Below are 13071 nucleotides of genomic sequence, written 5' to 3' on the forward strand. Positions count from 1 at the left end.
ATCTCCCTTTTTAATAAATACCTTCTTCCCCGAATTTCTTCGCTAAACGGTTTGCCAGCATGACCAAAATAAGTCCAACAGCTGCTTTAAATAAACCAACAGCGGTACTATAGCTGAATTGTCCTTGCTTAAGACCTGCTGTATAGACGTACGTATCAAAAATCTCCGCTACTTCCCGGTTCGTTGCGTTCAGTAATAGATAGACATGCTCAAAGCCAAGCTCAAGCGTATCACCGATTTTTAAAATAAGCAGAACCACAATGACACTTTTAATGGCAGGAAGTGTGATGTGCCACATTTGTCTCAGTCTCCCGGCCCCATCCATTTTTGCTGCTTCATATAGCTGCGGATCTACCGCTGTAATCGCCGCAAGGTAAATGATTGTTGACCATCCTGCTTCCCGCCAGATGACCTGTAAAATATACATCGGTCTAAACCATTCCTGACTAAGAAGGAAGTTAATCTTTTCTCCACCAAAGAAAGCAATCAATTCATTCATTAACCCGCCATCTACTGTTAACAAAACAAAAGATAAGGACACGACAATCACCCATGACATGAAGTGAGGAATATAAATCATCGTCTGTACAAATTTCTTAAACAATGCCAATCTCACTTCGTTTAAAAGAAGCGCTAATAAGATCGGAATTGGAAAGAAAATCACGACATTCATGGCAAATAAAATCAGTGTATTTTTTAATAAGATGAAAAATGTTGGTTCTGTAAACAATCGAATAAAGTGTTTGAAGCCAACCCACTCACTGCCAAGAATGCCGAGAAACGGCTGGTAATCTTGAAAGGCAATGATGAGCCCCCACATTGGCACATATTTAAAAACAATAAAATAAATGAGCCCCGGCAAAATCATTAAATACAAAAACTTTTGACTTAGCAATTGATTAAGTAAGCGCTTTCTTTTTTCACTTTTCAAAGCTGCCGCAGGCACACCCTTGGCAGTGACATCCTCTGTTTTCATTGATAAAGCCTCCCCTCATGCTAATGCATGTGTTAACTGTATCTTAAGGATGAAAAATTCGTCTACAATCATATCAACAGATCATATTTTCATAGGTGATGCTGATCAAAACGTTACATAAAACATAAGAAAATGATCCTAATCTCAGAAAATGATTATTGACAAACCTACCAGATTTTTGGATTAATAAATTAAGGGGAAAAGATTGTTTTGTTTGAAATGGGGGGTTTTATGAAAAGAAGGCAGTACAAATTTTATTACAAGCTAGTGACGTTTTTTTTCATACTTAGTACGATTCCTGTTATCATTGTCGGCATTTTTTCTTATCAGCATTCGCAAAAAACAGCACTTGAAAATATCTCAAATGAAAAGCTCGACAGCGTTAAACAAACGCAATCCAATATTGAGCATATTTTAAAAACTGTTGATCATTCTCTCACTCACTATGTCAGTTCGCCGCCTCTCCTTCAAACACTGGCAGAACCTTTAAATCCAGAACAATTTCAGCTATATAATCAAGTACAGCAGGAACTGAACTACCTGCAAACCTTTGACACCGACCTTTCCAATATTACACTCGTCAGTAAAATGGAAGACTGGTACATGAACAATTCGGGGCTTTATCATGTCACAAGCGAAGACCAAGAAAAAGCGCTGACCTCTTACCTCAATATACCAAGTCACTCCAGCTGGGCACTTGAAGAGAATAATCCACTTGTTGCGACAAAAGAAGGAAAAGCATCCTTTTGTAAGTACAATGTGAATTTAATCAAACAACTGCCTATGAACAGCGTTCAAAAAAAGGGAATCGCTGTCGCCAGCATTCCAAGCTGCGTAATTGCTGATAACATGCCTGACTTCTCTCAATCGGATAGTATGTTTGTGATCGATACCAACGGAAAAGTGCTGCTACATAACCGCAAAGAACAAATTGGTGAATCGCTGAAACATCAGGATTTCGTCAAGCATGTGCTCTCACTTGAAAAACGATCAGGGCAATTTGATATGAAGATCGACGAACTCAACTATCAAATCACATTTCAAAAATCAGATTATAATGAATGGACGTACCTATCCTTTGTTTCTATTCCAGAACTTAAGCAGCAAACGAAATCAATTGGGTGGATTACCTTTATTATCTGCACTATTTTGTTAGCGCTTTCATTACTATTTTCATGGTTTGGTTCCAGACACTTTTATAAACCAATCCGCTTATTATACGAGTCATTTGCACGTAATGAATCATTTTTGCAAAAACAGCCTTTTCAAAATGAATTTGAGTTGATTGAATCGAGTATTAAACAAATGAAAGATCAAAACAATGATTTAGAGGAACGGATTGAGCAGCAAGTGACACACTTACAGCAATACTTTATGGTACGGCTGCTGCTTGGAAAGCTGACAGATGAAGAAGTTAACAACCGGTTCCAAAGCTTAGGCTTTCCTCAGGGCTGGTCTCATTTGTCTATGCTTGTGACCCAAATCGATACGTTAAAAGGAACACCTTATGAAAAAAAAGATGCTGACTTGCTTTTATTTGCGATCAATGGATTGATCGAGCAGATTATTCCGCAAGAGGAGCACCTTCAGCCAACCGTTGTCAATCAGCATCAAGCAACGATTATCCTCAACCACTCAAAGTCAGATGAAGAGTTTACTGAATATTTAAATCAATTAGCAGAAAGCATTCAGCAGCGTATTGAAGAAGAGCTCGGTTTATCGATCAGCATTGGGATCAGCCGCCAGTTTAAGGAACTCACGATGGCAAAACATGCTTACATTGAAGGAAAAGAAGCCTTAAAATACAGACTCAAAGCAGAGAAAAAGTCCATTATCTTATATGAGCATATCCAGCAAGGAAAGACGTTCAAAACCCATTTTCCAAAGCAGCTGCAGCATGATTTATTTGATGCGATGAAAGCTGGCGATCAAGGCAAAGCGGATCACTATTTACATGTGCTCCTGCAATCCATTTTTTCTAAAAATGCAGGACCGCACGAATACCATATCGCCCTCGCTCGTTTCTTAAACAATTTAATTGAGCTGATGCATTTGCTGGGCATTGAATTATTTGAGGTTGAAGATAACAAAATGCTCTATGATACGATTTTTGAATTTAAAACCTTTGAAGATACGGAAGCATGGCTGAAACATGAAATCATTCGGCCAATTATTGACCAGCTTGCTGCACGTGAAGACTCACAATACAAAAACATCTCAGAAAAAATCATTCATATCATTCATCAAGAATTCGACTCAGATCTCACATTGGATGAAATCGCCACCCGCCTGCATTACAATCCCAATTATTTAAGCAGCATTTTCAGAAAGGAAATGGATATCTCCTTTAGTGAATATCTCTCTTCCTACAGACACCATGTCGCTAAAAACTGGCTTGTAGAAACCGATATGTCCGTCAAAGAAATTTCGGAAAAACTGAAATATAAAAACCCGCAAAATTTCATCCGATCCTTTAAAAAGCTGGAAGGTACAACTCCTGGGAAATACCGCGACCAGAAAAAAGGCATGTAAGACAAAGAGTCCCGCTCTCACAAGAAAGCGGGACTCTTTTATTTAAACTGTTCATTTAAGATGCTGTCTTCCAGCACGGAAAGCGGCTCTCCATACACACGTTCAATATGAGCTGCTCCCCAATCGCATAGCGCATTGAGAATTCTTTCGAGCGACTGTCCGTATTCACTTAATTCATATTCCACTTTAGGCGGCACCTGTTCATAGACAATCCGGTTAATGACCCCATCACTTTCAAGCTCTCTCAGCTGCTGCGTGAGCATTTTTTGTGTGATGTTTGGCATGAGCCGCTTCAATTCGCTCGTCCGTTTTTTCCCGTGTGTCAAATGACATAAAATCACACACTTCCACTTCCCGCCTATGACCTCAAGCGTTGCTTCCACAGAGATATTATATTTTTTCTTTTCCATCGAATGTTCACTCCTCTTTGTACGAACAGGCACTTTTTAGTACCTATATTACAAAAAAGTACGTACTTTTTTTTCGTCATCTATGTTAGATAATAACTCTTGCCGATCGGCTTCGTCTATCAAAATGTCATCACAGAAGGATGTGAACTTACTTATGAAGAAAAAGCAAAACCATTTTGCTCTTCTCGCACTAGCGATTAGTGCTTTTGCTATAGGAACAACTGAGTTCATTAGTGTCGGTCTTTTGCCAATGATCTCAGAGGACTTTGGAATGAGCGTCAGTCAGGCAGGCTGGACTGTCTCTTTATATGCACTTGGTGTGACATTTGGCGCGCCTATATTGACTTCTCTTACTTCCACGATGAAAAGAAAGACATTGCTTTTGCTCATTATGCTCGTCTTTTTGATTGGTAATACACTTGCCACCATTGCCCCGACTTTTTCAGTGCTGTTAATCGGCCGGGTGATTTCAGCCTTGTCCCATGGAATCTTCATGTCCATCGGTTCTACGATTGCTGCAAGCCTTGTCGTGAAAGAAAAACGGGCAAGCGCGATTGCCTTTATGTTCACTGGTTTAACAGTAGCGACTGTGACAGGTGTGCCATTCGGGACATTTCTTGGTCACGAGCTCGGCTGGCGGACATCATTTGGTGTGATTGTGATCATTGGTCTGATCGCACTGATATCCAACTATTTTCTTGTGCCGTCTCAACTAAAGCAGGGGGTGAAAACATCTTTTAAAGATCAAGCTGTCCTATTAAAAACAAAAAGAATTTTGCTTTTATTCGTCATTACAGCCACAGGGTATGGAGGAACCTTTGTCGTCTTCACGTATTTATCTCCTCTCTTGCAGCATGTGACGGGTCTTGCGCCTGGGGCTGTGGCCTTGATCCTGCTTTTATACGGAATCACGATCGCAGCCGGAAATGTCATTGGCGGAAAAGCTGCTAATGAACAGCCAATGAAAGCACTGATCTATATGTTTATCATCCAAAGCATTATCTTGTTTATCCTTAGCTTCACTGCTGGATTCACAGTGTTAGGCATTGGAACCGTCATGCTGATGGGACTGTTTGCTTTCATGAATGTACCTGGGCTGCAAGTAGCCGTCGTTGATTTTGCAGAAAGATACACACCCGGAGCGGTCGACGTCGCATCTGCTATGAATATCGCTGCCTTTAATGCCGGTATTGCCATTGGCTCATTTTTAGGAGGCATCGTCACAGATACACTTGGTCTTGTGCATACAGGCTGGGTCGGCGGCATCATGGTCCTCATCGCAGCCATTCTTACGATGATCAGTTATCAAATGGAACAAAAAGAACAAACACAAACCATTTAAAGGAGTTTTTATGATGGAACATTTACAAAGTACAAAAACATTAAACAATGGGGTCCTCATGCCAGGCTTTGGCCTTGGTGTATTCAAGGTGGAAGAAGGAGCAGAATTAGTTGATGCTGTCAAAACAGCCATTCAATTAGGCTATCGCAGTATTGATACAGCGGCTATTTATGGAAATGAAGAAGGTGTTGGACGAGGCATACAGCTTGGTTTAGCAGAAACAGGACTGCGCCGCGAGGATATCTTTGTCACATCAAAAGTGTGGAATGCCGATTTAGGATATGAATCTACCCTAAATGCATACGAAGAAAGCTTAAAAAAGCTTCAGCTTGACTACCTTGATCTGTATTTAATCCATTGGCCGGTTGAAGGAAAATACAAAGAAGCTTGGCGTGCACTGGAAACCTTGTATCGTGAAGGAAAGGTCAGAGCCATCGGAGTGAGCAACTTCCAGCCGCATCACCTAGACGAACTATTAAAAGATGCAGACATCAAACCAGCGATCAACCAAGTAGAATTTCATCCAAAACTAACGCAGGAAACACTCTCTACGTATTTGAACTCTCATGGCATTCAAATGGAAGCTTGGTCACCGCTGATGCAGGGTGAACTGCTGCATCACCCGCTGATTACAGAGCTCGCAGACACATACGGTAAAACACCTGCTCAAATTATTTTGCGCTGGGATGTACAAAAAGGTGTCATCACCATCCCAAAATCAACGAAAGCACATCGTTTAAAGGAAAACGCTGATATATTTGATTTTGTCTTATCTGATGAAGATATGAAACGTCTTTCTGACTTAAATGAAAACAAACGTATCGGTCCAGATCCAGATAACTTCGACTTTTAATGAAAACACCCCCGCTTTTTTGCTTTGCGGGGGTGTTCCTATTGGTCATTTTGATTTTTTAAAGGAAGCTTCATATTCTTCTATGATTTTATTCCCACCATTGGATTTCCACTTCTCTACATCCTTCTGAAATTGATCTTCACTGATGTCTCCAAGAATGAACTTATACGTCGCATCATCGATGATTTTCTTCAATTCGTTTCCACGCTCTGATGCTGTTTCTGAATACAGGCTTTCAGCAGGATTGGCAACGATGATGTTTTGATTGTCTTCTTCTAGCTCTTCATATTTAGAACGAACTGCATCCCCTTTATTTTTCAAGTAACGTTTATCAATTCCTACAAGACTGACAAGCGGCTGTACATCTGTCTGCCAGCTTTTCACTTGGCTTTCTTCCCTGACAAATGTATTTCCTTCTTCTTTCTTATAATGCTGGCCATCTATACCGTACGTCATGAGACCATATACATCTTCTTCGGCAATGCGGTCAAAGAAGGCCAAAATCCGCTTTAATTCTGCCTCTGATTTCACGCTTGTTTTAGGGAATGCGAAGATGCCATTATGCCCCCCTGATGCCCACACACGTTCTTTGCCATCTGGGCCTTTGATTCGGTTGATAATATCTACTTTCATGTTTTTATCTGTCGCATCATCTCTCAGGTTCACGGCATCTACCATATTTCCAACATAGATGCCTGCTTTTCCTTGTGAGAATAATTCCTGCTGCTGTGTTTTGCTTGTCACTGGGAAGTCTTTGTTAATATAGCCATTGTCGCGCAGCTTTTTCATGTATTTCATTGTATTCATGTACTCATCTGTCATAAAGTCTGGCGTGAATTTCCCGTTTTCTTCTTTCCAGTCTGTGGGCATTCCTTCATATGAACCAAGTGTTTTAAATGCGCCATAAATTAAATCGTTCCGATCCGTAAAGCCAATTGTATCCGCTTTTCCATTTTGATTCGGGTCTTTTTCAGTAAAGGCTTTGGCTACTTCATATAGATCATCCAATGTTTTTGGTGTATCCAAATTTAAATTTTCAAGCCAATCCTTTCGAATGACAATCCCTTGTCTTGAAAGTGGTCTCTCTCTATAGATGCCATAAAGCTTCCCGTCTATAGAGGCGTTTTTATTAATCAATTCGTTCATCTTACTTAAATTTGGATAATCCTTTAAATACGGACCGACTTCCCAAAACATGCCTGATCTGAACGCATTAATCGCAGACGAATTTTTAATGTCTTGAATCGTCACAATTTGCGGCAAATTCCCTGCTGCAAGTGCGGAATTTAACCGATCTTCCTTCACAGCATCAGGCACCCATGTAATATCAAGCTCTGTATTTGTGAGCTTCTCAATCTCTTTTAAAACGGAATCCTTCGGCGGCTGCTGATGATATAAAATCGCCATCCATGTCAGCTTTACCTTTTTGTCTAAATCAACCTTCTCATCTGATGAGTTTGCCCCTTTACTTGAACACGCTGACAGAATACCGCTTGCTGCAAATAACAGGACAAACGCAAGCAGCCATAATTTCTTTCTCCCCATAAGATCCCTCCGTTGTTCCATCTTTTTAACCCTTTACAGAACCTAGTAATGCCCCTTTGTTGAAATGCTTTTGAATAAATGGATAGACAAGCAGAACCGGAATGGTTGCCACAACGATCACAGCCATTTTAATCGTCTGGTCTGGCGGTGGTGTGGATGAGCCCATATCCGACATATCTCCCTGCATTCCGCTTGAGACAATGACAATCTGTCTCAGCAGCACCTGAATCGGCCACTTCACTGAATCATTTAAATACAGAATGGCAGTCATATACGTATTCCAATACGTCACGGCATAAAAAAGTGAAATGGTTGCAATGGCTGGCAAAGAAAGTGGCAGCACAATTTTAAAGAAAATCCCTAAATCGTTACAGCCGTCCATCTTCGCTGATTCCTCAAGACTTGCTGGTATGTTTTGAAAAAAGTTTTTCAAAATGATTAAATTGAACGCATTGATTGCAACCGGTAGAATAAGTGACCAATACGTATCAAGCAGACCAAGTGTTTTCACCACAATAAACGTCGGAATCATCCCTCCGCTAAACAGCATCGTGAAAACAACGAGAAACATCAGTGTTCTCCGGCCTTTTAGCTCCTGGCGAGACAGACCGTATGCCATAAGCGAGGACAAAAACATGCTGACAGCTGTTCCAACGAGCGTCACAAGAATGGACACAATGAGGCTGCGATACACAATATCTGTAGAAAAAATATACCGATATGCCTCTAAAGAAAACGTCGTCGGGAACAAGATAAACTTCTTCGTGATGACCTCTTCTACTGTTGCAAAAGAGGCGGCAATGACATGGATGAACGGAAGCACACATATTAATGCGAACATGAGTAGAAAAGAGTAATTAAATAAATTGAACAATCGGCCTTTAATAGAACGATCTATGTTCATCACGCCCTTTCTTTGAAAGCGTTATCATTTCATCTGAAAGTAAGCTGCAGCCTGTGACGATATCGTGATTAAAATGTAACAAACGGGGGAAGAAAGCGTCTATAATCATTTTGACAGACCAACTGGATAGATCATATCAGCCGTGCTTTTATGCTCATGAAACAAAAGAATAAGATCATTAGCTCATGACATGATTATGCCCTATGCTTGATCATTTTCTTCGAGGATTTCCGTCGTATTGACATCTGGTTCATAGCCTAACTCCTGCTTCGTTTTCTCAATAGACCACGGCTTTTCTTCATTCTCTGATACAGCATAATAGGTCCCAAAGGAGATATTCGTTTCAATCGCTGCCTTTATCATACCTGCAAGATCTTCATGTGACAGCAGTGTTCTTTTTGTTCTTTGTTTTTTGTGCAATGCCGTCATCTCATCTGTTACAACTGTTCCAATTCTTAAATTGATGACAGACATTCCCGATTGATCGTGGAACAAACGTCCCAGCTGTTCGGAAGCAAACTTTAATATGCCATAGACATTTTTAGTCGCAGGCACATCGTCAGTTGTAATCTGCCGTCCAAGTAAGGAGCGTCCATCCTCTTCATAACGATCTGTCACATGGTTGCTGCTTGCAAAAATGACTTTTCGTATGCCATGCCGCGCGGCTGAACGAAACATATAATAGGTACTCCTCCAAAAAATATCAGTCATTTTTGCAAATTCTTCATGATCCATCACATCATGCGTCATGTCCATGTTTAGAAGATGCAAGATGACATCTGTATCCCGCGGAATTGCCTCATATACATTCTGTTCATTCGCTGCATCGGCTAAAATGACTCCTTCTACACAGCTTGTTAGATCAATAATCGTGACGCTGTACTCATCAGAGAGCGCTTTTGTTAAAAGACGTCCAATCACACCGCATCCGCCAATGATGGTGATTCTTTTCATCTGTCTCCTCCTTTCTTTTGACGTAGTATGTCCAAGCGTTTCTTGATTACAGCCACTTTTTCAAAAATCGTGTCGCCTCGTGACGCATAGCGGCTGTTTCAAAATGACCTGCATGAAGACGGGTAAGCTGATATCGTTCTTTCAATGAAGCAGCTTCATAGGTTTGACTCAATACCTTTTGAATCCTTCCAACGCCTTCAGCAGGCGTGAGCTGATCAAGTTTTCCAACTAAGCTTAAATGCGGTCTTGGAAAAATCATTTCTTGAATGTCCGCTGCTGTAAAATGCTTCGCCAAGCTCGGTACATAGTAATAAAAGCCATGTCTGTCCAAATTGTTCGTTTCAATTAATGTATGATGGTCCACCTGTGCACAAAGATCAATACACACACTGACCCTCTCATCAAGTGCAGCCGTCCACCAGGAAAGAAGACCGCCCATTGACATCCCAAAGACAGCTAACCTGTCCGCCAGCACATCAGATCGAGACAGCAAATAATCAATCGCACACATACTTTCATACAGCATCATGCCCCACATCATTTTTCCTGTTAAAAGCATTTCCTTAAAAATTTCACTTTCTGTTCTTCCTCTTCTCTCGCCGAACCCTGCATGATCAATGGCCAGTACACTATAGCCTTTAGACGTAAACTCTTTTGCATATGAAGGCGTTTGCAAATAATGAGCACCTTTTAACAGCTCGTCCTTCCCATTCACGTAATTCCCGCCATGTGAATGCTGGAACAGTACAACGGGTCTTTTTTTCACCGTATCCTTCGGTTTCACGAAATAAGCAGGGACTTCCTCTTCACCATTCATGGAGAGAATGAGCGTTTCCACTACATATGATTCACGTTCTTCCATTTTTAACGTATAAGCCTCCACGCGATGACGTTCTGGCATTTCTCCTAACAGACTGAGCAGTTGTTCACGTTTGCTTTCCTTTTCCATTGACGTCACTCCTCATTTTCTTGATCACCTGTTAAAATACGAGACCGATGCGGGAATCACCTTGTTTTCGACAAAATTATGTCCCGGGAAATAAAGAACACCCACCGGTTCATACCGATGGGTGTCATCATTAGTTTGCAACAATATTGACAAGCTTCCCAGGAACTGCAATCACTTTACGAATGGTTTTCCCTTCAAGTTGTTCTTTTACACGTACATCATTTTTCGCGAGCTCTTCTAACTGCTCCCTTGTTGCATCAGCAGGAACGGTTAATTTTGCTTTTACTTTACCGTTAAGCTGTACGACAATTTCTACTTCATCGTCGACAAGTTTTGACTCATCATATTGAGGCCATGCTTCATAAGAAATAGATCCTTCATGACCAAGTTTATTCCAAAGCTCTTCTGCTAAATGCGGTGCAATTGGAGAAAGAAGCTTTACAAAGCCTTCTGCATATTCTTTCGGCAGTGTATCAGCTTTATAGGCATCGTTGATAAACACCATTAATTGTGAAATTCCTGTATTGAAACGCAAGCCTTCATAATGATCCGTTACCTTCATGACTGTTTCATGATAGCTGCGTTCTAATGCGCCGCCAGATTGCTCTGTCACTTTATCACTGAGTGAGCCATCTTCATTTGTAAAGAGACGCCATACACGATCAAGGAAACGACGAGCGCCATCAAGTCCTGTTTCAGACCAAGCAATTGACGCATCTAAAGGTCCCATGAACATTTCATAAAGTCGTAATGTATCCGCACCATGAGATTCTACGATATCATCCGGGTTGACCACATTTCCTTTTGATTTACTCATTTTTTCATTGTTTTCCCCAAGAATCATACCTTGATTGAACAATTTCATGAAAGGTTCTTTTGTTGGAACAACACCGATATCATACAAGAACTTATGCCAGAAGCGTGCATATAGAAGATGCAGTACAGCGTGTTCTGCTCCGCCGATATACACATCAACTGGAAGCCATTTCTTCAGCTTCTCAGGAGAGGCAAGCTCTTCTGTGTTATGAGGATCAATATAACGTAAGAAATACCAGCAGCTGCCTGCCCATTGCGGCATTGTATTCGTTTCGCGTCGGCCTTTCTTACCTGTAACAGGATCTACAACCTCAACCCAGTCTTTAATATTGGCTAATGGTGATTCACCTGTACCACTTGGCTTAATCTCTGTCGTCTTAGGCAAGATCAGTGGAAGCTCTTCTTCTGAAACAGCTGAAGATGTTCCGTCCTCCCAATGAATGATTGGAATCGGCTCACCCCAGTAGCGCTGACGGCTGAACAGCCAGTCTCTTAAACGATATGTGACTTTCTTTTCACCTTTTTGATGTTCTTCAAGCCATGCAATCGCTTTTTCAATCGCTTCTTCTTTTCCTAAGCCATTTAGGAAATCAGAGTTAATGTGCTTTCCATCACCTGTGTAGGCTTCTTTTTCAATGTCTCCGCCTTCTACAACTTCTTTAATTGGAAGATCAAAGGTTTTGGCGAATTCATAGTCACGTTCATCATGGGCAGGAACTGCCATAATGGCTCCAGTTCCATAAGTCGCCAGCACGTAATCGGCAATCCAGATCGGCATCTTTTCACCATTTAAAGGATTGATGGCATACGCTCCTGTGAAAATACCTGTCTTCGTTTTAGCAAGATCTGTCCGCTCTAAGTCACTCTTTGATTGAATCTCTTTGATATACGCTTTGACAGCTTCTTTTTGAGCATCTGATGTAATTTTTTCAACAAGGGCATGCTCTGGTGCAAGCACTGCATATGTTGCGCCAAATAGTGTATCAGGACGCGTTGTGAAAACCGTAAACTGTTCGTCATGTCCTTCTACTTCAAAATGAACGTGCGCACCTTCAGAGCGTCCGATCCAGTTACGCTGCATATCTTTGATGCTTTCAGGCCAATCAATGTCCTCTAAATCTTCTAACAGCCTGTCCGCATATGCTGTAATCTTTAGCATCCACTGCTTCATAGGACGTCTTTCAACAGGATGCCCTCCGCGTTCACTTTTTCCATCAATGACTTCTTCATTTGCAAGCACTGTGCCAAGCGCTGGGCACCAGTTCACTGGTACTTCATCGATATAGGCCAATCCTTTTTCGTACAATTTTAAGAAAATCCATTGTGTCCATTTGTAGTAATTCGGGTCTGTCGTGTTGATTTCTCGATCCCAATCATACGAGAACCCTAGTGATTGAATTTGGCGGCGGAAGTTGTTGATGTTCTCTTCTGTAAAAGCCGCCGGATCATTTCCTGTATCAAGTGCATACTGTTCTGCTGGGAGACCAAATGCGTCCCATCCCATTGGATGAAGAACATCATATCCCTGCATGCGTTTCATGCGTGATAAAATATCCGTTGCTGTATAGCCCTCAGGGTGCCCGACATGAAGCCCTGCTCCTGATGGATATGGAAACATATCAAGTGCATAAAACTTCGGTTTATCTTCCGAGTCAGATGTGGCGAATGTTTTATGTGTCAGCCAATAATCCTGCCACTTCTTTTCAATTTCCCGATGCTGAAAACTCAATGTGAAAACCTCCTTTAATATGTACGGCTTTATCTGCTTAGATGACCACTGCAAGAATTCA

Annotated in this window: 10 protein-coding genes; 3 read left to right on the forward strand and 7 right to left on the reverse strand. The window is 41.3% G+C overall.

Annotated elements, in window-relative coordinates; all coding sequences use genetic code 11:
* Positions 1-10 precede the first annotated feature (10 nt).
* Positions 11-976 (reverse strand): ABC transporter permease, encoded by a 966-nt coding sequence (locus AAYR28_RS13645; protein ID WP_024424886.1) that lies wholly within the window; start codon positions 974-976, stop codon positions 11-13.
* A gap of 231 nt (positions 977-1207) precedes the next feature.
* On the opposite strand from AAYR28_RS13645, the gene AAYR28_RS13650 reads away from it, so the two are divergent.
* Positions 1208-3508 carry a helix-turn-helix domain-containing protein gene (locus AAYR28_RS13650; RefSeq protein ID WP_345808854.1) on the forward strand — a complete coding sequence of 767 codons (2301 nt, stop codon included), beginning with the start codon at positions 1208-1210 and terminating at the stop codon, positions 3506-3508.
* Positions 3509-3546: 38 nt separating this feature from the next.
* Here AAYR28_RS13650 and AAYR28_RS13655 read toward each other — a convergent pair whose 3' ends face one another.
* Entirely contained in the window at positions 3547-3918 is a 372-nt protein-coding gene (locus AAYR28_RS13655; RefSeq protein ID WP_003217763.1) for a winged helix-turn-helix transcriptional regulator, read from the reverse strand.
* 154 nt (positions 3919-4072) lie between these two features.
* Between AAYR28_RS13655 and AAYR28_RS13660 the strand changes: the two genes are divergently transcribed.
* Together AAYR28_RS13660 and AAYR28_RS13665 are read left to right on the forward strand one after the other, a co-directional pair.
* Positions 4073-5260, forward strand: coding sequence for an MFS transporter (locus tag AAYR28_RS13660; RefSeq protein WP_345808855.1), 1188 nt, complete (start codon positions 4073-4075; stop codon positions 5258-5260).
* 10 nt (positions 5261-5270) lie between these two features.
* Complete coding sequence (locus AAYR28_RS13665; protein WP_254001412.1) at positions 5271-6113, forward strand: aldo/keto reductase; 843 nt, start codon at positions 5271-5273, stop codon at positions 6111-6113.
* A 45-nt stretch (positions 6114-6158) separates the two neighbouring features.
* Here the strand turns inward: AAYR28_RS13665 and AAYR28_RS13670 are convergent, their stop codons facing one another.
* The 5 genes from AAYR28_RS13670 to leuS form a co-directional block, all read right to left on the reverse strand.
* Positions 6159-7658, reverse strand: a complete 1500-nt coding sequence (locus AAYR28_RS13670) for an extracellular solute-binding protein (protein WP_041114932.1) — start codon at positions 7656-7658, stop codon at positions 6159-6161.
* A gap of 25 nt (positions 7659-7683) precedes the next feature.
* On the reverse strand, positions 7684-8544 hold the full coding sequence (locus tag AAYR28_RS13675; RefSeq protein ID WP_087976618.1) for a carbohydrate ABC transporter permease: 861 nt from the start codon (positions 8542-8544) through the stop codon (positions 7684-7686).
* Between the two features lie 219 nt (positions 8545-8763).
* Entirely contained in the window at positions 8764-9516 is a 753-nt protein-coding gene (locus tag AAYR28_RS13680) for an NAD(P)-dependent oxidoreductase (protein ID WP_345808856.1), read from the reverse strand.
* 46 nt (positions 9517-9562) lie between these two features.
* Positions 9563-10465 carry a dienelactone hydrolase family protein gene (locus AAYR28_RS13685; RefSeq protein ID WP_345808857.1) on the reverse strand — a complete coding sequence of 301 codons (903 nt, stop codon included), beginning with the start codon at positions 10463-10465 and terminating at the stop codon, positions 9563-9565.
* 130 nt (positions 10466-10595) lie between these two features.
* The gene (gene leuS, locus AAYR28_RS13690) at positions 10596-13010 is read right to left on the reverse strand and encodes a leucine--tRNA ligase (protein ID WP_251231937.1); all 2415 of its coding nucleotides are present in this window, start codon (positions 13008-13010) and stop codon (positions 10596-10598) included.
* Between the last annotated feature and the right edge of the window lie 61 nt (positions 13011-13071).

The organism is Bacillus safensis (genome assembly GCF_039619585.1).
GTDB classification, from domain to species: Bacteria; Bacillota; Bacilli; order Bacillales; family Bacillaceae; genus Bacillus; species Bacillus safensis.